Origin of the sequence: Nocardia sp. GCM10030253 (assembly GCF_042675075.1) — a bacterium.
GTDB lineage: Bacteria > Actinomycetota > Actinomycetes > Mycobacteriales > Mycobacteriaceae > Nocardia.
On record NZ_JBHTDL010000004.1, the window covers coordinates 462,944 to 483,955 of the forward strand.

14 protein-coding genes and 2 pseudogenes are annotated in these 21,012 nt (G+C 66.4%); 9 read left to right on the forward strand and 7 right to left on the reverse strand.

What is annotated here, in order from left to right:
• The first annotated feature begins 484 nt into the window (after positions 1-484).
• Positions 485-3,397 carry a tetratricopeptide repeat protein gene (locus ACFQZZ_RS06210; protein WP_378675216.1) on the forward strand — a complete coding sequence of 971 codons (2,913 nt, stop codon included), beginning with the start codon at positions 485-487 and terminating at the stop codon, positions 3,395-3,397.
• Between the two features lie 68 nt (positions 3,398-3,465).
• Positions 3,466-4,707 (forward strand): annotated as a pseudogene (locus ACFQZZ_RS06215) (MFS transporter); the annotation flags it as partial.
• Between the two features lie 47 nt (positions 4,708-4,754).
• Here the strand turns inward: ACFQZZ_RS06215 and ACFQZZ_RS06220 are convergent.
• From ACFQZZ_RS06220 to ACFQZZ_RS06240, 5 genes are all read right to left on the reverse strand, one after another.
• Positions 4,755-5,081, reverse strand: a complete 327-nt coding sequence (locus tag ACFQZZ_RS06220; protein ID WP_378675219.1) for a GYD domain-containing protein — start codon at positions 5,079-5,081, stop codon at positions 4,755-4,757.
• 41 nt (positions 5,082-5,122) lie between these two features.
• On the reverse strand, positions 5,123-5,350 hold the full coding sequence (locus ACFQZZ_RS06225) for a hypothetical protein (RefSeq protein ID WP_378675222.1): 228 nt from the start codon (positions 5,348-5,350) through the stop codon (positions 5,123-5,125).
• Between the two features lie 176 nt (positions 5,351-5,526).
• The gene (locus tag ACFQZZ_RS06230; RefSeq protein WP_378675225.1) at positions 5,527-7,677 is read right to left on the reverse strand and encodes a serine/threonine-protein kinase; all 2,151 of its coding nucleotides are present in this window, start codon (positions 7,675-7,677) and stop codon (positions 5,527-5,529) included.
• Between the two features lie 279 nt (positions 7,678-7,956).
• Complete coding sequence (locus tag ACFQZZ_RS06235; RefSeq protein WP_378675228.1) at positions 7,957-8,838, reverse strand: hypothetical protein; 882 nt, start codon at positions 8,836-8,838, stop codon at positions 7,957-7,959.
• Positions 8,828-9,184 carry a hypothetical protein gene (locus ACFQZZ_RS06240; RefSeq protein WP_378675231.1) on the reverse strand — a complete coding sequence of 119 codons (357 nt, stop codon included), beginning with the start codon at positions 9,182-9,184 and terminating at the stop codon, positions 8,828-8,830. The genes ACFQZZ_RS06235 and ACFQZZ_RS06240 overlap by 11 nt, the downstream gene beginning before the upstream one ends.
• A gap of 71 nt (positions 9,185-9,255) precedes the next feature.
• Here ACFQZZ_RS06240 and ACFQZZ_RS06245 point away from each other — a divergent pair, with 71 nt between their 5' ends.
• Both ACFQZZ_RS06245 and ACFQZZ_RS06250 read left to right on the forward strand, forming a co-directional pair.
• Entirely contained in the window at positions 9,256-12,786 is a 3,531-nt protein-coding gene (locus ACFQZZ_RS06245; protein WP_378675234.1) for a CHAT domain-containing protein, read from the forward strand.
• Positions 12,787-13,948: 1,162 nt separating this feature from the next.
• Positions 13,949-14,704 (forward strand): type 1 glutamine amidotransferase domain-containing protein, encoded by a 756-nt coding sequence (locus ACFQZZ_RS06250; RefSeq protein WP_378675237.1) that lies wholly within the window; start codon positions 13,949-13,951, stop codon positions 14,702-14,704.
• Positions 14,705-14,917: 213 nt separating this feature from the next.
• On the opposite strand, the gene ACFQZZ_RS06255 is transcribed toward ACFQZZ_RS06250, so the two are convergent.
• Positions 14,918-15,286, reverse strand: a complete 369-nt coding sequence (locus ACFQZZ_RS06255) for a hypothetical protein (RefSeq protein WP_378675240.1) — start codon at positions 15,284-15,286, stop codon at positions 14,918-14,920.
• Positions 15,287-15,452: 166 nt separating this feature from the next.
• Between ACFQZZ_RS06255 and ACFQZZ_RS06260 the strand changes: the two genes are divergently transcribed.
• The 4 genes and pseudogenes from ACFQZZ_RS06260 (at position 15,453) to ACFQZZ_RS06275 (ending at position 18,406) form a co-directional block, all read left to right on the forward strand.
• Entirely contained in the window at positions 15,453-16,103 is a 651-nt protein-coding gene (locus ACFQZZ_RS06260) for a class I SAM-dependent methyltransferase (protein ID WP_378675243.1), read from the forward strand.
• A gap of 232 nt (positions 16,104-16,335) precedes the next feature.
• Positions 16,336-16,757 (forward strand): annotated as a pseudogene (locus ACFQZZ_RS06265) (FAD-dependent oxidoreductase); the annotation flags it as partial.
• Between the two features lie 197 nt (positions 16,758-16,954).
• On the forward strand, positions 16,955-17,851 hold the full coding sequence (locus ACFQZZ_RS06270; RefSeq protein ID WP_378675246.1) for an RNA polymerase sigma-70 factor: 897 nt from the start codon (positions 16,955-16,957) through the stop codon (positions 17,849-17,851).
• A 69-nt stretch (positions 17,852-17,920) separates the two neighbouring features.
• On the forward strand, positions 17,921-18,406 hold the full coding sequence (locus tag ACFQZZ_RS06275; protein WP_378675249.1) for an ester cyclase: 486 nt from the start codon (positions 17,921-17,923) through the stop codon (positions 18,404-18,406).
• A 423-nt stretch (positions 18,407-18,829) separates the two neighbouring features.
• Here ACFQZZ_RS06275 and ACFQZZ_RS06280 read toward each other — a convergent pair whose 3' ends face one another.
• Positions 18,830-19,387 carry a hypothetical protein gene (locus tag ACFQZZ_RS06280; protein ID WP_378675251.1) on the reverse strand — a complete coding sequence of 186 codons (558 nt, stop codon included), beginning with the start codon at positions 19,385-19,387 and terminating at the stop codon, positions 18,830-18,832.
• A gap of 269 nt (positions 19,388-19,656) precedes the next feature.
• On the opposite strand from ACFQZZ_RS06280, the gene ACFQZZ_RS06285 reads away from it, so the two are divergent.
• Complete coding sequence (locus ACFQZZ_RS06285; protein WP_378675254.1) at positions 19,657-20,655, forward strand: AraC family transcriptional regulator; 999 nt, start codon at positions 19,657-19,659, stop codon at positions 20,653-20,655.
• Positions 20,656-21,012 lie beyond the last annotated feature (357 nt).

Sequence of the window (21,012 nt, forward strand, 5' to 3'; positions counted from 1 at the left end):
ACTGGTCGCCGAACGACCCCCGCCTCCCCGCTCTCGCGGACCGTACCCGGAACTGGTTCGCCAACCACCACACCCGATCCGAGACCCGCTCCGTCCACAACCCGACCATCGCCCGGCTGGCAGCGCTGTCCCAGCCCGGAGCCTCATCCCCAGCTTGGGACCGCCTCTCCCAACTCAGTATCGGATTGTCGTTTTGAACACAGGACGCTTCCGGTGCCGCCGCCGCCACTCGTGGATGAAACGCCGGCCCGCGCCGGATGGGTTAGCCAACTGTTTCCGGTAGCGACCGAGTGGTCGGAGCAGGGCGAGGTCACCCGCCGACGTTCCCGCTCCGGGATCAGTGCGGACCTTTCGACGCACACGGCTGAATCAGCACAGAACTGGTTCGATAGTGCACGTTTGCTATGGCCGGGCAACCGAGACCAAACCTGATCGCCGGTTTGCTGCGGCGCGGTAAATACTTGCCAGCGAAGGAGTTCGATTGATGCTGGATGGACGGTTCACAGTCCTGGGGCCGGTGGCGGTGACCGTCGAAGGCCGCGAGCTAGCGGGGATGGCGCCCCGTCATCGCGCGGTGTTGGCCTATCTCCTGATCAACGCCAGGACCGTGGTGGGTTTCGACCGGCTCATCGACGCCATGTGGGGACCGACGTCGCCCGACAGCGCACGAGCCCAGATCCACGCGGCGGTGACCGCGGTTCGCCGGGTACTGCGCGAGGCGGGTGTCGAACAGGTCATCGACACCCGAGCTGGTGGATACATGATCAGCCCGGTGGCCGGGCAACTGGACCTCGACGAGTTCAACACCCTGGTGGCAACGGGCGACAGCACAGATCGCGAGGATGCCGCTGCGCAGATCAGGGCGGCGCTCGAACTATGGCGTGGCGAACCACTCGCCGATGTGAAGGCCGACTACGTATTCAGCGCTCGGGCGCGGCTGATCGATCGCAGGCTGACCACGGTCGAACGGCTCGCCGAGCTCGAACTGGCCCTCGGCCGCAACGAGGAACTCGTCGACGAGTTGAGTGCCGAGGTCGCGGCGCATCCCCTCCGGGAGAAATTGGTCGGTCATCTTGTCCTTGCGTTGTATCGCGCGGGACGGCAGGCCGACGCCCTTGCGGTCGCTCGCACGTTCCGCGAGGCGCTGGCCGACCAACAGGGTCTGGATCCCGGGCGAGCGTTCGCCACCCTCGAAGCGGCAGTACTACGCGATGACCCCGGACTGACTCTCGACGCGGTCAGCGTCGAGAGCCGAACCTCTCGCGCCGAACCCGCGATCCGACCGGCGCGGCGGGCGAACTTCCTGCCATATGACACACCCGATTTCGCCGGGCGGTCGACAGAACTCGACCGATTGGCCGGCGAACCCGGCGACCGGGCGCAGATTGCGGCACTCGACGGAATGGCGGGGATCGGAAAGACCACGCTCGCCGTGCATGTCGCGAACCGATCGAGCGACCGCTTCCCCGATGGGCAGTTGTTCGTCGACCTGCAGGCACACACCAGCGGGCAGCGGCCGGTGGCGCCGAGCGAGGCGCTGGAGACATTGCTGTTGCAGCTGGGTGTGTCCGCCGAACGCATTCCGCCGGAACTGGTCGACCGCGCCGCGTTGTGGCGAGCCGAGCTGACCGATCGGCGGGTAGTCGTGGTCCTCGACAACGCCTTGGACACAGACCATCTCAAGCATCTGCTACCGGGGACGTCGGCGAGTCTGTTCCTGATCACCAGCCGCAGACGGCTGATCGGCCTCGACGGCGCCCGTGCACTGTCGGTCGACGTGCTGCCCGCCGAGGACTCCATCGACCTGTTCACCAGGATCGTCGGGGAGCGGGCGCACGCGGAACCTGTTGCCGTCCTGGATGTTCTGCAACTGTGCGGGTTTCTCCCCTTAGCGGTTCGGATCGCCGCAGCCCGCCTGCACCATCGGCCGCGCTGGACTGTCAGATACCTGGCTGACCGGTTGCGCCAGCAACGTGGCCGGCTCTCGGAGCTGTCCACCTCCGAACGCAGCGTCGCCGCCGCGTTCACGCTGTCCTACCGACAACTCGATCCCCTCCAGCAGCGCATGTTCCGGCTGCTCGGACTGCATCCCGGCCGAGACATCGACGCGCAGGCCGCCGGGGCGTTGGCCGCAATCTCCACAGAGCGTGCCGAACAAGTCCTCGAAGATCTCTTGGATGCGCACGTCCTGGCCCAGCACGAGCCAGCCCGCTACACCTTTCACGACCTGCTGCGCGAGCATGCGCACAGTCGCGCCGACGAACAGGAGAGTCCAGAAACCAGGCATGCGGCCAAGACCAGCCTGTTCGACAGCTATCGGTATCGTGCGGCAGCCGCGATCGACCTGCTCTACCCCTATATCCGACACCGAATGCCGAAACTCGCACAGCCGGACCCACCGGATGAAGTCCCGCGCGACCAGGACGCGGCAGTCCGCTGGCTGGAAGCCGAACGGGCCAACCTGCTCGCGGTCGCCACGCATTGCGCCAGGACCGAATGGCCCTCCCACGCAGGCGATTTCGCCACGATCCTGTTCCATTTCCTGGACCGGCGCGCGCATCACTCCGATGCCATGGTCCTGCATACCGAAGCGCTGCACGCCGCCCGCAGCCGGGGCGACACCGCCGGTGAGGGACGTGCGCTGATCGATCTCAGCGAAGTTCATTGGCGCCAGGGCAGGCCCGAGCAGGCCATGGCGGATGCGCGGTGCGCCTTGGAGTTGTCACGCGCGACAGGCGATCGGCTCGGTGAGGCGTTGGCGCACAACCGCCTTGCCTTCGGGGCATGGCGCCAAGGTGACTACGCCCAAGCGCACGACCGATATACCCGCTCGCTTGCCCTGTGCCGCGAGATCGGTGACCGGGTGGGCGAGGCCGCTGGGCTGGACAACTTGGGGACCGTTTTCGAGCGGCAGGGACGCTACGCCGAAGCGCTCGACCATCATCGTGGGGCCAGGGATATCTACCGCGAGATCGGCAGCACGCACGGCGAAGTCGACGCGCTGGACAATCTCGGGCTGGTGTACCGGCGGCTCGGTCAGTACGAGCAGGCTCGCACCCACCATCGGCAAGCGCTCGAGCTGTATCGCGAGCTCGGCTACCGCAGCGACGAGGCCGAAGCCCTCAACGGGCTCGGTGCGGTGGCTCGGGCGACCGGTGACGCAGCCCAGGCGGTAACCGATCACGGTGCGGCGCTGACGTTGGCGCGCGAGGTGGGCAATATGCCCGAAGCGGCATGCGCCCACGATGGACTCGCACATGCCCACCGCGCGTTGGGCCGAATAGACACTGCGCGTGAGCACGCCACCCACGCGCTCGACCTCTACGTCGAACTCGAACTTCCCGAAGCGCACGAGGTTCGGGTTCTGCTCTCGTCACTGCCAAGGAAAGGCGAGTGATATCCCGATCGATGTCTGCGCCCGTCTCTGTCGACCGGCCGGAAAGCGACCCAACGGCCGCGCGCGGTATGTCGAGAAGCCGCATCACGGTCGCGTCGTTCTCCGGCGCCGCAGTCGAGTTCTACGATTTCTACCTCTACGGCACAGCGGCGGCGCTCGTCTTCGGTCCGCTGTTCTTTCCGTCATTCGCACCTGCCACGGCGACGCTGGCGGCCTTCGCCTCGTACGCCGTCGGCTTCCTTGCACGGCCGGTCGGTTCGGTGTTGTTCGGCCACCTCGGCGATCGTCACGGGCGACGGCCGGTGCTGCTGATATCCCTGCTGCTGAGCGGGCTCGCCACGATGTTGGTGGGGCTACTGCCGACCTACGCTCAGTTGGGCGTCACCGCGCCGGTTTTGCTGGTGACATTGCGGTTGATCCAGGGCCTCGGGCTCGGCGGCGAATGGGGTGGCGCGATCGTGCTCACCGCCGAGTACGCGCCCGCGCGACGGCGCGGACTGTGGGTCGGATTGGTACAGGCGGGACCGTCTTTCGGCTTCCTGCTCGCGAACGGTCTGTTGCTGGTGTTGTCGGCGGTGCTGGCCGACGACCAATTCCTGTCGTGGGGCTGGCGGATTCCGTTCTGGCTTGCGGCAGTGCTGACCGTGCTGGTGGCGTTGCTGCGGCTCACGATCGAGGAAAGCCCGGTGTTCACGGCGTTGGCCGAGCAGCGGGCGACGGTGCGCGTCCCATTGGTCGAACTGTTGCGCGAGCATTGGCGAGTCGTTTTGCTCGGCGCCGGCGGTGTCGCAACGGGATTCGTGGTTTCTTACGCGATCACCACCTGGTCGCTGTACTACGGTACGAAGGAGGTGGGCGTTGGCAGGGGGACGATGCTCGGCTGCGTGATGGTCGCGATGGCGGCCAAGGGCTTCGGCACACCGCTGATGGCTATGCTCGGCGACCGCTACGGGCGCAAACGAATGTGCCTGGTCGGCACGGCGGCCATGGGGGCGTGGGCCTTCCCGATGATGTTCCTGCTGCAAACCGGCGCACCGCTATTGATCGGCTTCGGCTTCATCGTCGCCATGCTCGGCCTGATCACGATGCTGTCCGCCGTCGGCGCCTACCTGACCGAGTTGTTCGAACCCCGGGTCCGTTGCACCGGTGCCGCAGTCTCCTACGGCCTCGGCGGTGTACTCGGCGGTGCTATGACTCCGATCGTCGCCACCGCGCTGACCCAGAACAGCGGCAACGCGTGGCCGGTCGCCGGTTATATCGGCATGGCTGCGTGCCTGAGTGTGCTGTGTTTCTGGGCGCTTCCGGAAACCGGTGAGTCAGTTCAGCCGGTCGCCCATGCCGCTGACGCCGGAAAAGACTACGGCGAGGCCTTGGGCGGCAAGTACGTGACTTCGCGCGCGACAGCGTCGTCGACCTGCTCCGGGGTCAATAGAGCCACGGTGTGTGAGACCGCTGCTCCAGATGCCGCCGTGCGGATTGCGAGTGCGGCGGCAGCGACCTCGTCCGGAACATCGCCGATCACAAACAGGTCGTCTTCACCGAACGCAAAATAACAAGCGTCTACCTTGCCACCCACGCTTTCGACCATCTCCGTGATGGCCGCTCGGCGGGCGCTGCCGCCTTGCGCGAGCAGGCCACGCGCTCCCTCCTGGGAGTAGCTGACCCGCCACAGATACTTGGGCATCTCGCGTCGCCTCCTCCTCGCAGGACGTCGGCGTCCCGCATTCACTCGGCGAGCCCGAGACTACGGTCTCCGCCGCCGAATGAGCGGCCATGCCGAAGCAATACCAGCAATGATGCAGCAATGTAATGGTGACGATACAGCAGCGTCACCGAGGCGGTGCCCGAACCCAAGAGCGCGATGACATCCAGCGGCGACTTCAGGACGAGATGGTCGTGTACGAATCCTATTACACCCCAACCGAAGTCGTTCACTTTCTGCGGCATCGCCATGGATTTACGGTCGAGCTCACCGCACACCACGCCACGCTGGCATGCGGATGCCGCATCGGCGTGGTCGACTGCCCGCAGATCTCGAATGCCGGATCTAGTTCCTATTCAGCAACCAACGGGCGTTGCCGGTAGGTGTCTGCGGGTTTCGAGGTCGAAGTCAAGCCGCGGCTGATTTGCTAGACCACTCGCTGAAGCGCGCGCAGGTCTGCATCCAGCTTCCTGAACAACCAATAAACGGCGACGAACGCCAGCCCGGAGGCCGCGCACAACCCCAGAACCGAATCGCGCACGAGCGGAAGCTCCGCAGGTTCGAGGGCGCTGAAACCGGCCAGCACCCCGACCAGCGGCACCGACGCCGTTACCGCAAGGTAGACCGTGGTTCTTCGACGCAGCGCGCGCAGAACGGCGAAGTCGTGCGCCGTCGTGAGGCCGTGGCGCAAATAGATGGGATAGACACAGCGGACGACGTAGAACGTGGAAAGGAAGAACGTGTAGGCAACGGAGATGGTGCCCGCTACCAGAACGGTCGTCGCCGCATGCACCAGCAGCCGCGCCGGAAGGTCGGTGAACCAGCGAAGCAACATCACCCCCGTCACGGTTGCGCAGACCGCGGTCAGAAGGGTGTTCAGCGCACACAGGTCGCCCCAAAATAGTGTTCGCGACCGCACCCGCGCGAGCATTGCCTCGTCGTAGCGTCTGCCATCGCGCAAGCCGCGAGGAACCGCGAGCAAATCACGCGACATGTATGCGTAGATGAGGACGGCCAGCGGCAGGGCACAGAGGATGAAAACGATGACGCCCCTGTCGAGCTGCGAGTTGGTGGCATCGGACAGGCGCTCTCGCATCAGTTCCTGCACATGCACAGCCATATAGACCGTAGCCAGCCCGACGCCGACCAGCGAAGATAACCACAGGACGGGGGTGGGCCATCGCGAAAGTCGCGCCCGCCAACTGTTCGGCGGCGGATAGACAAGGTCGCGGGCCCTCTCCTCGAGGCACAAGTCGAGCTGCTGGGCCAATTCCGAACCGCACGAGTAGCGGTCTTCGCGGTCGGGCGACAGACACTTGAGAAGCACTCGGCGCAGCGCCATCGGGCAATCCGGCGGAAGCTCCGACAGGAACTTCGACTCGACGGGTCTGCGCCGCAGTTCGAGCATGCGGGCCAGCGACGTCTCCGACTCACCGGCAGAGGTTTCATCCGCGAATGGGCGACGTCCGGTGAGCAACTCCCACAGCATGACACCCAGCGCGAAGATGTCGCTTCGAGTGTCGAGGTCGGCGGCGGTCGCCGGCAGGTCCGGATGGCAGGCTTCGAGCTGTTCGGGCGACATGTACGCCAGCGACCCGCCGAAGTACGCCAGGGGACTTGTGCCCTTGATGCGTTTGCTGGAGCTGACGTTGAAGTCGGCCAACTTCGGAATTCCCTCGGCGCTCAGCAGCACGTTCGCGGGTTTGATGTCTCGATGCAACACCCCTCGTTCGGATGCGTGCTGAAGCGCGTCCGCGAGTCGGCGGCCCAGCCAGGCGACAGTCTCCGGCCATGTCAGTGCGGCGGTCCGTGTTCGAACAGCTGATTCGGCGGGCCGAACCTCGCCCCTATCGGCAAGTACCTCGTCGATGGCATCGAGCAGCAGTTGCCCACTGCGGTGCTCCGAAGGCGTCGAGCGCAGTAAGCGCACCACGTCGAGCAGCGTTCCCCCCGGTAGGTACTGCATATAGAGCAGCTTCAGCTCGCCATCGGCGATGAGTCGCTGGTCGAAAATGCGCACGATGTATTCGTGGTCCAATTGGGCGAGGGTCTGCGGCTCGATGCCGTGGTTGTGGGAAATCTTGACCGCGACCAGTCGCTGCATTGATTGTTGCCGAGCGAGATACACCTGGGCGAAGGCGCCGGCCCCGATCCTCATGAGGAGGTCGAAATCGTCGACATGGTCGCCGACATCGATGGCGTCGAGAACAACTTGGGCACTTGGACGAGCGATTATCGTGCTGCGGTAGTCGCTCGTGAGCTCTGCGAGCTCAGGGCCGGCCGCCTTGGCGGTAACCTCAGTGACCGTGGCAGCCGCATCGGCTGCGTGCGAACCGCGGCGTAGGGCGTGGAATTCCTCGTAGACCAGCTCGGCTGGAAGCGGACCATCTTGCAGCTCTGCAAATTCCGCTCGGTATTCGATCAGTCGTTTGGGAAAGTGATAGCGAAGCCAGCGGTATTCGAGGTCGATCTTGATCAGTTCGATCAGTATCGTGCGCCGCTCAGCCGGTTCGCGGGGTAGATATCCTGACAGGTCGGGTGGGGACCCGGACGCCCAAGCCTCTGAAAACCGTGCCACGACAGTGGCAAGCGCTGAGCGGGTTCGTTCAGCTGTATCGACCAGATCGATCGGCTCGTGCATCGGTAGCTCGGAGATCAGCCCGAGGCGATCACATGGCGGCTACGCGCGATGCGGCCTTGTATCGTAGTTGCCCCACATTATTTCCTTTCCGCCGAACCTCCCTGCTCAAGGGTATCGCTCCGGTACGAGGGCATGGGCGTCAACAGCGAGGATCGGCCGCGGCAGGCGGGAGCATGAGAGCCGCCGTTGTAACCAGCCATGAGAACCGCTACCCAGCTACCTAGGCCGTTTCCGCAGTACCTCGGTCAACTGCTCGCCGATCTCCGGTGTCAACCTGCCCGTCAGCTCGAACCCGAGCTGGTTGGCGACGTCCCAGGCGTACAGGTCGACCGAGGCCTCCACGAGGTCCGCGTATACCCCCACCGCACGGCGGATCCGACGGCGTGACACCAGCAACGCACACACCCCCGACACGAGCGCTGGCCACCAGTACACACCGACTGCCAGATAGGCCAAACCCCACACCGGGGTGCGGGCGGCGGAGGCACACCGTTCCTGGACCGCCGTCACCTCGGTCCGCGCCGCGTCGGGCAGCACCAGCCACAACCGCGGCCACGTCGTGGTCAGGTCGAGTCCCGTGCCACGGCTGACGCGGTCGTCCACGGTCCGCAGCCGGTCGCCCGCCCACGTCGGGCATGCCGGTTCGATCTCGGAGATCGCGTCGCGCCGCAGCACGGCCCGACGCGCTTCACTCTTGGCTCGCCGGTCCGATCGGTCGGCCAGCACGGCCTTGACCGCGGCGTCCGCCTTCGCCGCCGCATGCCGCCAACGGCGGTGGCGCAGCGCGACGAACGGCCTGCCGGCACCCGTGCCTGTCGCTCCCCACGCGGCGATCACGACGCCGCCGAGCGCGGTCATCGCCAACCCCACCACCGCGGTCGCGGCGAGGAACGCCGCCGCGGCCCACACCAGCGCGGGCCCGGTCGACACCGCCGTCACCCGCGTCCGCAACAGGTTGACATCGAGTGCGTGAGAGGGCCCGAGCACGACCGCCACAACCACAACGGCAACGAACACGGCGGCGGGTAGCGCGAGCGCGGAAGCCCAGCGGGTAGCCAGGTTCTTGCCGAGCTCGGTGAGAACAGGTTCACAGGTCAATCCTGGTCTCGCGGAACGGCTGCCCGATGAGCCGGCAGAACGCACGTTCGTCGGTCGCGGCACGCGTGCACGCACTCGTGGGGCACACCCATGCGGTGACCACGACGCCCCGCGCTCCCTTCCATGGCTCGAAGCCGCGGTGCGCCCGCGTCAGGTTGTCGATGCCGTGCCGGGCGAAGGCGCTGTCGAGCAGGTCGAGGTCTGCTTCGGATACTTCGCCTCGTTCGGCCGCCGCGACGATTCTGGCCAGCACGTCCGCGACGCCGTAGCGGGAAGCGCGTTCGGCCAGCGCCTCTCCGGCCTGCTCGCACAGGACTTCGACCCGAGGACCCGTCGTTGGTGCCATGCCGGCTCCGAACCTCCTTCTCCGCGAACCAGATCACGCTACCGTGGACCGAAAGGGATTGGGGGCGGCGCGTGTACGACGACGTCCGGTTGATAGTCGAGAACTTCGAGGACACCGGCGACGTCGGCGCACTGCTCGCCGCCGGCCTGCCGCCACCGCAGCAGTGCCCTCGGCACCTGCTGCCGCACCTCGCCCAAGCGCACTGGCACCGGTTCCAGGCGCAGAGCGGGTTCACCGGCTTGGTCGACCGGGAGATCGCGGCCGCCATCGCCGGCAGGCCGGGTGATCCCACAGTCGCGCGCGTCACCGCCATGCCGCAGTACCGGGCGCTGGACGAGGCACGCGAGGAGTTCCAGGACTACCAGGACCGCGAGTCGCTGGCGCTGTTCGCGAACGCCTACACGACGTTGATGAACGCGCTGGACGACGAGCGAATGAAGGCCGCGCTCACCGCCGACCACGCCGAGTTACTGCTCATGCTCGACGAGCACGACGGTACGGACGCCTACCGCGAGATCGTCCTCAACGGGCTGAACTGGACGATCGCACACACACCCCGCGACGATCCGCAGCGCGCCCGCAGGCTGGTCGACCGCGCCCGAGCACAGGTGAACGCGGGCAGGCGGCCGGGGAAGATCCTCGCCGACTACCGGGCCGCTGCCCAGCTGGCGCTGCGAGAACGCCCGGTGTGGCGCGACATCGTGCTCGAGTTCGCCCAGTACCAGTCCGATCTCTACGCGGGCGGTGGGGCGCCCATCCACCTGGCAGGTGCGCTGGTCGCATGCCGTGACCTCGCCGACGCGTTGGAGCGGGCCTTCGGCGACACGGCTACCGTGCCCGCGCTCCAGCCGCTCGAGCAAGAGGTAAGCAGCCGGATCGGTCCCGAAATAGCGCGGTTCCTGCTGACATGCCATCGCGATCCCCGCGCTCTCCAGACGCAGTACGACCTGATCGGGAGCCTGCAGCAGCAGTCGGTCACGCTCGATGTACTCATGCAGCGACGTGACCAGGCATGGGTGCTCGCCATCGGGCTGCCGCTGGACCACGACGGCAGGCTGGACGCACTGCTGGACCTCTACCACGCGCACAACGACCTCTGGGAGATCGGCGGCGACACCGATGCCATTGCGCTCGCCTACGACACGGTGACCGAAGCGCTGCTCACCACGTCACCGGAGGACGCAGGCCGAGCGGAGCTGTTGGAGGCACTCGCCAACTCCGCGACGACGGCCGCCATGCGGACCGGCTCCCGCGACGAGGCGAAGCATGCGGTCGACGCCGCCCGCACCGCGCTGGACTTGCCGACCGCAGACCATGGCCAGCGCGCACTCCGGCTCGCCACACTCGCGTCCGCGCTGATCATGCAGTTCCAAGTCGGCGGTAACCCCGCGGCGGGCCAGGAGGCCGTCACCGTCGCGGAGGAGTCCGTCGCGCTGACCCCACCCGGCGACTCGAACCTCCCGTTGCGCTGGTCGACGCTGTCCAGTGCGGCCGAGAAGGTGGCCGAGGCCGGTGACCACGGCATGTTCACCAAAGCGGTCGACGCGGGTGCGTCCGCCGTGGCCACCATCCCGGCGGACGATGTACGCCGGATCGGCATGCTCTACAACTACGCTGGCGCCGTGCAGACCCAGGCGGTCCACACGAACGTGACCGACGCGGAACCGTTCCGCGAGGCCGAACGCGCCTACCGGGCCGCACTCGCGCTGGTTGGTCCCGATCACCCCGACGTTCCGCGGATCGAGAGCACCATCGCCGACGTGCTGTACCACCGGTACCGGCAGTGCGGCGACCTAGACGCGCTGGACGACTCGCTCGAGCTCGCGGAGAAAGCCGTCGATCAGACACCGCAGGCCCACCACTGGTGGCCGTTGCGGGCGATCGCACTCGCGCGCTCGGCCCGTGAGCTCGCCATGTTCGGAGGGCCGCGTGCCGACCAGCTGCGCCAGCTCGCGATCACCCACTACCGGGCCGTCTCCGCGCACCCGGCCACCAGCGCGCAGCACCAGATGATCTGCGAACAGGCCCAGGCCGCGATGCTCGCCGAGGCAGACCCGGCGACATGGCTGGACGCGCAGGAACGCGTGATTGCCGCCATCCCCGCGACGGTCAGCCGGGCGCTGTCGCGGTACCGCAGGCTGGAGGCCGTGCGGCAGCTGGACGGACTCGCCGACCGGGTGGTGGACGCGGGCGTGCGGTCGGGCCAGCTCGACCGGGCGCTGGAGCTGGTCGAACAATGCCGCGGCGTCCTGTTCGGCGACGCGTGGGGTATCCGCCGCGGCTGGGCACGACTGCGCGAGACAAGGCCGCAGCTGGCCGATGAGCTCAGTGAGGTCGAGCGCAAGCTGGCTGATGCCGACGGGTACGCCGACGTGCAGTTCCACATCGAGGTGGAGTTCGACGGCCGGACTTCCACCCGAGACTGGGACCCGCGACCACAGGCCGTCGAACAGATCCGGCAGCTCGCGGTGCGGCGAGACCGGCTGCTCGCCGAGGCGCGGGCGATGCCGGGGTTCGAGGATCTGCTGGCGCCGCCGAACCTCGAAGTCCTGCGCACGCGCACGGCCGGGCACACCGCGGTGGTCGCCAGCGCCGCGGGCACCGCGCTCGTGGTTCCCGCCGACTACTGGCAGCCCGTCGAGGCTGTGCCGCTACTTCAGATGACCGAGACCACCGCCCGCGCCCAGGTCAGGCGGCTGCGAGCGGCGCTCCCCGACGTGAAGGACCCGGCGTGCTCGTTCGACCGGCGCGAGCAGGCCCAGCTGGAGGTGCACGCCGTGCTGGAATGGCTGTGGGACACCATGGCCGGGCCGGTACTGGACCGGGTCACGACGACACGGCTGTGGTGGTGCCCGATCGGAATCACGGCCCAGCTGCCATTGCACGCGGCAGGCAGGCACCGCGACGATGCGGGGCAGACCGTGTTCGACCGCGTCGTCTCCTCGTACACGCCGTCGCTGACCGCGCTCGCCGACACGTTGACTACGCCTCGGCCGCAACATGCCCGCCACACCGCTCTCGTCGTCGGTGTCGGCGAGCGGAAAGGCGTGCCCGTGCTGCCGAGCGCCCGCGCCGAGGCCGAGGCGGTGGCGAGGTTGCTGCCCGGCTCCACTGTGCTCATCGACTCCGCAGCCGACCTGAAGGCCATCAAGCAGGGCTTGCACGAGCACGCGATCGCCCACTTCGCCTGCCACGGCCAGGCGGTCAGCTCGGCCAAGCACCCCGACCAAGGTGGACTGGTGCTCAGCGACGGGATGTTCGTGCCCTCGTTCGTGCGCGACCTGCGCACCACGCAGGCACAGCTCGCGTTCCTGTCCGCGTGCGACACCGCGGGCCCCGACCCGGCACTGCTGGACGAGCCGCTGAACCTGGCGTCGGCGTTCCACCTCGCGGGCTTCCGCGGCGTCATCGGCACGCTGTGGCACACCGCGGACAGCACCGAGACCGCCGAGGCGGTCTACGGGGCGCTCACTGCGCACGGCACCCGCCCTGCCGACACGGCCGAGGCGGCCACCGCGCTCACCGAAACGTTGCGCCGCATGCGGAACGCCTATCCAGCTGTGCCGACCCGGTGGGCCGCCCACGTGCACGTCGGCGACTGAGCTACCCGCGGTGGTGGAACGCCTCGGCCACGAGCAGCCCGCTCTCGAAGGTCGGGGTCGCCGTAGTCGGGCCAACCAGCAGTCGGCGGGATCAGCAACTCATCGACTGTTGGTTAGCCGGGTAGCAGCACGGCATCAGGTTCGCAAGCCGAGCCCAATCCGTCGCCGCGACCAACGCCGACAGCGGGTCCGGCAAGAAATACCAACAGCCACAACCATTTACGTGATGCCCTGGGATCTGACCCCGTGAATCACGCTGCCGCTGAGCCCGCCGTGCATCGGGCGGCTCGGCTGGCCCGTGCCCGCCGCGAACTTCCTGGTGGATGCGGGCCGACGGCGGGCGACATCGAGAATGGCGTGGCCGGAGCGGATTCCGTGTCGTAGCGGTGTGCGTGGCCGCGGTGGCGTCGGGGTGGCCGGTGCCGGTGCACGCCGACGGTCCGGGGTCCGCTCCTCGGGTCGCTCACTTATGCGCGATTACTTCCACGGTTCGGTCGGGCTGACAATTCGCAACGTAAACATGATGGGTTGCCGTATCCACGGCGATTCCCCAAGTGCAGTGTCCGGACCGACCGGAGCGGCGCACGGCGGTCACCTTGCGGGTATTCGTGTCGATCATCGTGACGCTGCCGAACGCACCCCGACAGCCACTGCAAGGCCGATACCCCCGATGAGCCTTGTCTTGGAGCACATTCGCTGAAATCTAGCACCGGCGAGGTCGTGCCGGGATCTTCGCCCGCCGTGGGTGATCAGGTGGATCACCCACGGCGGGAACGGATTCCGGCGTCAGCCGGGACCGCCGCCGAGGGGACAGGATGCCGTCCGACTCCCCGGACAGCGGCTGCGGCAGCGCCAACGCAGAGCCCAAACCCTGCTCCTGTCAGCGGAACTCGATCCAGGGCAGGGCATCTGTAGCGACAGACATCACCGTCGCGATCACGCCGCACGGACACCACGCGACGCCCGCTGCCCATTGCCCGCTGTTTCGTGTCAGCCCGATGAACCGGCCGCCCAGCTGAACATTCTGAGCGGAGCAGTCAAACCTCGGCGGACCATCGCCGGCCGGCCCGGCGAAGGGTCGTGCCGTGGGGGTTCAGCCACAGTAACGGCGCACGCCGAACGCTTCCCGAATCGAACGAGTGCCGGCTGCGATGATCTGCGTATGCGCGTACTCATGCCCGTTCCCGACCACGACTTCGACGTCACCGAGGTCGCCGTGCCTTGGCGGATCCTGACCGACGCCGGACACGAGGTCGTATTCACCACCGAGCAAGCGGGTACGGTGCCCGCGGCGGATCCGCGGCTACTGACCGGAGTCATCTTCGGTCAACTCGGTGCCGAAGCCGAGCCCCGGACCTTCTACCAGCAGCTCACCGGCACACCGGAGTTCACCGCCACGGTCTCCTGGTCGGAGGTCGACGTGGACGACTTCGACGGACTGCTCCTACCCGGCGGACATGCACCCGGCATGCTGCAGTACCTGGGCTCGGAGACACTGCAGCGGCAGGTCGCAAAGTTCTGGACCCTGGGCCGGCCGGTGGGCGCCATCTGCCACGGTGTCCTCGTCCTCGCCCGGTCCGAAGATCCCGCTACCGGCCGTAGCGTGCTCGCCCAGCGCCGCACCACCTGCCTGCCCAAATACATGGAGCGCATCGCGTATTTCAGCACCGCATGGCGACTCGGCCGCTACTACCGCACGTATCCGGCCTATGTCGAGGACGAGGTCCGCGCGGCTCTCGACAACCCGGACACCCAATTCCAGCGCGGCCCACTCGAACTCACCAGACGCGGCACCGCCACCGACAACACCCCCGCCTTCATCGTCGAAGATCGCAACTATCTCTCCGCACGCTGGCCAGGAGACGCCTATCTTTTCGGACGCCGGTATCTTGCACTGCTGGAAGGCACCGAACGCTGAGATCATCAATGTAGTGACTGCGCAAGGTCGCCGACCGCCTCGAAGCCCTCATCAACTCCGACGGCACCTACACCGACATCGACCGCGCCCTCCGCGATAACCCGTTCACTTCCGGCCAGCTGTAGGTGGTCCCACGAGTGGCAACGTGGTGGTCCCACGACGGGGCACCGACACTCCGCCAGCGAATCCTGCCTCGAGGTGCACCCAGATGGTCTACACGACCTCGATCTGCGCAGGCTCGGGCAGCGTCTGTGGACGCACGTCCGTGTACCAGGCGTACTCGATTCCACTGAGCCTGCCGTGCTCGACCCATAGAATGACCTCGCCGATCGGTGCCCCGTTGCGGTCGGTGACCGCTCCACTGGCGAAGATTCCGTCCGCCGAACCGGATGCGGTCTCCACGCCAGGGGGCACCACCACATCGACGCTGGGCGAACCGACACCCCAGGTGGCGTTGACCTGTGCAAACGGAATCTGCGCCAGATAGTCGCCAGCACCAGCCTTGCCGGAGGACAGCAGTTTGGTGACGACGCCGGTTTCGAGCTCGGTCAGGGCCCGCGGCTCAATCGAGGTAATACTCATCGCCTCTCCTCGGTTCTCGCGCTACGTCACGGAATGTACGCGGTGCCGATCTTGAAGACACCGTTGATCATGGCGCCGCGAATTTCGACGGTCTGGCCGTTGATCGTGCACAGAACAGCGGTGTCCGCGGGGGGCACCCGATCGGCTTGCCGGGAAGGATGTCGATGTGACCGAGTTGCTCGACGACGCTCGCTTGGAACGGACTGCGGTAGTGGCGAACTCCGAGATGAACCGCGAGCGCCGCATCGCCGCATATCGCCGAGAGCTCGGCTTCGACCCGACAGCATGGCTGGCAGCGCGGCCGGCACCGCAGCGGTGGCTGGATGTGGGATGCGGTAGTGGTCGTGCTCTTTTCGACGCGGCAGCGTCGCTGTCCGGGCATGTCGAGATCATCGGCCTCGACCTCGTCGACTACTTCGCCGGACCCGACCACCCCGAAGTCGACCTGATCACCGGGTCGGTGCTGAGGTGGCAGCCGCAGGCGCCAGTGGACCTCATCACTGCCGTCCACGTCTTGCACTACGTCGGTGACAAGATCGCTGCGCTGACCCGGATGGCGTCGTGGCTCACCGCCGACGGACAGCTCGTCGCCAACTTCGATGCCTCCTCGATCCGGTGGGCCGACGGCTCCCCGATCGGTCGGCCATTCACTACCTCGCTGCGTCGCAACGGATTCCAGTACGACGCCAGGAACCATCGACTCACTCGTACGGGACACGGCGTGCCTCGCTGGGAGTTCCGGTACCTCGGCGCCGACAACCATGCAGGACCGAACTACACCGGACAGGACTCCGTCACCTCGCACTACCGCCGATGACCTTTGAGGCTGCGCCCGGCACAGGATGCAACAGCGCCGTGGTCGGGCGACACGCGGAAATGCCGAGTCAGGATGCTCGGTCCGGCTGCTGCGCGGATCTGTCAGGTCGGCCTTGTCCCAACTCCACAATCCAGGGATGGGCCCCGTCAAAGTGTTCCCACGCTCTCGAGTGGCGTGACGCACGTCACGCCGCGACGTGTCACGTTTCGGCGGTCCGCGGTGTCTCGAAGGCATGCCTGAACAAGACACACCCCACAAGGTCGTCGTCGTCGGCGGCGGTTACGCCGGAACGCTCGCGGCCAACCATCTGCGGATGCGTACCGATGTCGACATCACGCTGGTCAATCCGCGCCCGAAGTTCGTCGATCGAATCCGGCTGCACCAGTTCGTGGCCGGCACCGGCGACACGACGGTCGACTACGGCACTCTGCTCGGCGAGGGCATCCAGTTGGTTGTCGACAGCGCCACGCGCATCGACACCGCCGCCCGTAGGGTGCAGCTGGCGGCGGGTCGCGCGCGCTGGATTACGACCACGTCATCTACGCGGTCGGCAGCACCGCAGCGATACCGTCTACGTCCGGCGCGGCCGAGTTCGCTTTCTCCATCGCTGAATTCGAGTCCGCGCAGCGACTGCGCGCCAGGCTGGACGAGTTGCCCCTCGATCGCAAAGACGACACCGCGGTGAACCTCTACGTCGGCGGCCGCATGGGCGCGAGGATCAAGGAAGTGACCTGCAAGGTCGGGGTGGGCAAGATCCGCCGCGAGGCCCTCGAGCCAGGTTCCCTGATCTGGCCCAAGGGGGGCCCGCGGCCCGAGCAGCCGACCGGCGCTGCGCCGGTGGTCCCGTCCCCATGACAACCGACGAGCATGCCGAGCGGTTCACCCTGCTGCGGCCGCTGCTGTTCACGATCGTCTACGAAATCCTCGGCTCGGCAACCGAATCCGACGACGTGCTGCAGGACAGCTATCTGCGGTGGGCCGCGGTGGAGCTGGTGACGGTGCGGGACACCAAGTCGTATCTGGCACGGCTGGTGACCCGTCAGGCGCTCAACGCCTTGCGGGCCAGCGCGCGCCGTCGCGAGGACTACATCGGCCCGTGGTTGCCCGAGCCGCTGCTGCTCGACGAGCACGACGCGTCGGCTGACGTGGTGCTCGCCGAGTCGGTATCCATGGCGATGCTCGTGCTGCTCGAAACACTCACTCCCGACGAGCGTGCGGTGTTCGTGCTGCGCGAGGTGTTCGGCTTCGATTACAACGACATCGCCGCAGCGGTAGGCAAATCCACGATGACGGTGCGCCAGGTGGCGCACCGCGCCCGCGAGCACGTGCAGGCGCGACGTCAACGCTTCGAGCCCGTCGACGCGGCGAAGATCGCGCAGATCACCGAGCAGTTCATGACAGCGGCGACCACCGGTGATACAGAGGGGCTGCTCTCGCTACTCGCTCAGGACGCCACCTGGATTGCCGACGGCGGCGGCAAGGCCATCGCGGCGCGCCGGCCGGTGGTGGGCGCGGAGAAGGTGGCCTGGTGCCTCACGGACCTGTTCCACCGGGCGAGCAGGACGCCGAACCTGCGGATCGAGATGGTCAACTGCAACAACATGCCCGCGATAATCGTCTACAGCGACGACCACCTGGAAGGCGTCTTCCTGATCGAGATCATCGACGGCAAGATCACCAACTTCTACGCCATCCGCAACCCGGACAAACTCGTCACCGTGGCGGTTCCGCGTCAGATCAGCCGATAGGGAGCCGACAAGCCGCAGTGAAGTGACCCGACCCCGGCGGACTGCCGCACGCAAGCAACCAAGCCCGCTGTGAACAGCGATAACCACCCGAATGTTCATGTCAACCCGAGGAGTAGCCACATGTCGACAGCCCGAGCAACAAGCAACAAGGCGACGTTCAGCCGCCTCCATGACGCCGTCAACAGCGGCGACGCGGAGGTCATCTCGAAGACGATCGACGAGGTCGTCGAGCCGGACATGCTGTTCCACGCGCCGGTACCGATGGGTGCGACGGGGGCGCAGGCACTGAAGCAAGTGTGGGCGGTGCTCCTTCGCGCGTTCCCCGACATTCACGTTGCGGTCGAGGATGAGATCGCCGACGGCGACAAGGTCGTCTTCAGGAACACGGTTACCGGGACCCACCAGGGCGAGTACAGGGGCCTGCCGCCAACCGGCAAATCCGTCACGTACAACGAGATCTTCATCGTCCGCTTCACCGACGGCCGAATCGCTGAGATCTGGGGGGTCGTCGACGTCTTCTCACAGATGCAACAACTCGGCGCCATTCCGACCTGATCTCGTCAGGGTTGGTACTCGGACAGGCCAGTTCTCATTGGTTATGCCGTCGCATCTCATGAGCTGTGGCATAGAACGTCTTTCTATGCCACCCATCGCGCGGTCCTGAACGCGCGCACATCCGATTACCATGCAGGCTGGCTCGGTACCCGGTCAGGGGCGATTGTCGGTGAGATGTTCGCCGGCGACGGCAAGCATGTCGGTGGCCAGTTCGACGAACGGGCAGGCGCGCTGCTGGGACAGGCTGAATCCTCCTAGCAGCTGGCCAGACCGAAGGCGCTGGTCAACTCCGTCGCCATCGGCGTCGCGCCGCGCCCGAGAACCGAATCTGCGAACATTGCACTGGCCGAACGGATGTCCAGGGAAGCTGAATCCGGACTTCCGACGAACCTCATCCAGGGGACCTCCGCTGCTGGGGGTGGGTCATGGTTTTGTCGGCACATTCCGGTCGGCGACACCGCAGAGGGTGTAACTGAAGACGAATGGCACCGCACCATCGTTGAACCATGCGTGTGGTGTGCCGTTCTGGATCAAGCAATCGCCCGATCGCAGCGAGACATCGACACCGTCGCCGAGGCGCATTCGGCCTTGGCCGCCGAGCACGACAATGAAATCGATGCTCGCGGTGCTGTGCATGCCGGGCGCAGCGGGGTCGAAGGCCGCCATCATCCCAGGTAGTTTCGTCTCCGCTTCCGTGGTGACGGCGGCTATTGCTTCCTCGGACAGGTCGGCGTCGGGCTCATAGGTCAGCCCAGGAGGTATGGAGATGAATCCGAAACGCAGCCCGCCCGGGACGGGGAAGTAGCGCGTATCGGTCTGCGAAGGCATCCGGTCGACCGGCAGATCGGGTAGCTCGTCGAGTTCCCACATCCGATGTATCTCAGCGCCGGGCAGCAGCGCCAGTGTGAGCGGGTCGATACTGTCGTCTGCCAGTACCCGCCCCTGTCCGGTTCCGTCGTCGCCGACCACGATTCTGCGCATGTGAACTCCTTATTATCGTCCGCAACCAGCTGAATCGGGTCGGCACCGATAGCCACACCTGCCGATCCGGGCATCAGCTATTCGGACCGTAGCCACCGCTCACGCATACCCGCTTGTCTCGGAACGCACGAGCATTGTCCGAGTGCGTAGAACTCGAAGAGCGGCGGTGCTGATCCGGCTGTGGTCCGCGCGGGTTCCGCCGTACACTTCTGCTCGAATTGGGTTGGTGCCCAGGCCACCCATGATCGCCGAGCCGGGAGACGGTATTCATGGACCAAGCGGCTATTGCCGACTCGGCCACGACAAGTGTGGTGGATCCACATGAGCGCGCCGACTACTGGGCCCACTTGATTAACATGTACCACTGCCGACTGGGCTACCGGTTCCCGAGCCGCACCGACTTCCAGGGGCACACTCGACTGCGGCGCACGGACGCCTACCAGCTCGTCGGATGGGAATCGGACGCCGTCACCTACCTTCGCAACCCGAAGCTCATCCGTGCCGACCCCGATGACGACTATCGGCTGATCGTTCCTCTCGCCGGGCGGCTGACCTTCGGCTCCGACGACGGGCACGGGATCCTCACTCCGGCAACGATGTGCCTGGTGGCCATCGACCAGCCCTTCGCGATGTCCATGTCCGACGGCACGCGAGGGCTGATCATCACCATTCCGCGGCAGGAGATGCGGCATCGTCTCAACCACGTCGCGCCGCCCACCCGCCCGCTGGATCTCACGACCGGACTCGGGCGCGTGACGGCCGGGATGGTCAGCGGCCTGTACACCGAATGCGCCGCACTCACCGACCGCCAATTCGACACGGTCTCCGAACGGTTGGTAGATCTGCTGTGCATGCAGATTCTCGGCGATCCGGCGAGCTCATCCACCCAGCTCGCCGATGTGGAAGCGACCGCCCGCCGGTATATCCACAACCATGCCGGCGACCCGGACCTCACCGGCACGCGCGTGGCCGGTGCGCTCGGCTGGTCACTGCGTCAAATTCAACTGGCGTTCAGCGCCGCAGGCACCACGCCGAGCGAAGTCATCCGGGAAGAACGCCTGCAGTTGGCGCGCGACCGCCTGCGCAGCCCCGCCTACCAACGTTGCAGCATCACCGATATCGCCTCGGACCTGGGCTTCGGTTCGGCCAGCAGCTTCAACAAGGCCTTCCGTCGACGCTTCGACACCACGCCGAGCCAACTCCGCGGGGGACTGGCGGGCCACGTCCCAGGCAGCCGCACCCCAGGCACTATTTCTAGGGACAAGTAGCTGGTGTCCTGCGCCTGAAATCCGTTGAACGAGTAATTCGAGGATCTCTTCGGCGGTCTCTGTGCTCCGGTGTGACCCTGCTCCGCAATTAGTTCCAGGGTCTGGACATGCACCCTCCAACCGACGAGCAACTACGGGCAATGGATGTACGAACGCCGAATACGACTGGGATGTCAAGGGCTTCGGCCGACCGATGCCGTCGAACACCTTCCCGGTCTATTACGACGACGCCTACCAAGAGACCCTCGCAGCGCTGTTTCGGGAGCTGGTGGAGCACCGCAGGAAAGCGCGCAGAGACCATCTCGTCGAGGAAGCCGTGAATAACCGACCACAAGCTACTGTTACTACCCCGAGGTC

Excerpts from the sequence above, each read along its gene's own strand:
- ACFQZZ_RS06220 (WP_378675219.1), bottom strand. The coding sequence starts at position 5,081 with ATGCCCAAGTATCTGTGGCGGGTCAGCTACTCCCAGGAGGGAGCGCGT.
- ACFQZZ_RS06250 (WP_378675237.1), top strand. The coding sequence starts at position 13,949 with ATGCGCGTACTCATGCCCGTTCCCGACCACGACTTCGACGTCACCGAG.
- ACFQZZ_RS06270 (WP_378675246.1), top strand. The coding sequence starts at position 16,955 with ATGACAACCGACGAGCATGCCGAGCGGTTCACCCTGCTGCGGCCGCTG.
- ACFQZZ_RS06225 (WP_378675222.1), bottom strand. The coding sequence starts at position 5,350 with ATGGCGATGCCGCAGAAAGTGAACGACTTCGGTTGGGGTGTAATAGGA.
- ACFQZZ_RS06285 (WP_378675254.1), top strand. The coding sequence starts at position 19,657 with ATGGACCAAGCGGCTATTGCCGACTCGGCCACGACAAGTGTGGTGGAT.
- ACFQZZ_RS06210 (WP_378675216.1), top strand. The coding sequence starts at position 485 with ATGCTGGATGGACGGTTCACAGTCCTGGGGCCGGTGGCGGTGACCGTC.
- ACFQZZ_RS06240 (WP_378675231.1), bottom strand. The coding sequence starts at position 9,184 with ATGGCACCAACGACGGGTCCTCGGGTCGAAGTCCTGTGCGAGCAGGCC.
- ACFQZZ_RS06280 (WP_378675251.1), bottom strand. The coding sequence starts at position 19,387 with ATGCGCAGAATCGTGGTCGGCGACGACGGAACCGGACAGGGGCGGGTA.
- ACFQZZ_RS06255 (WP_378675240.1), bottom strand. The coding sequence starts at position 15,286 with ATGAGTATTACCTCGATTGAGCCGCGGGCCCTGACCGAGCTCGAAACC.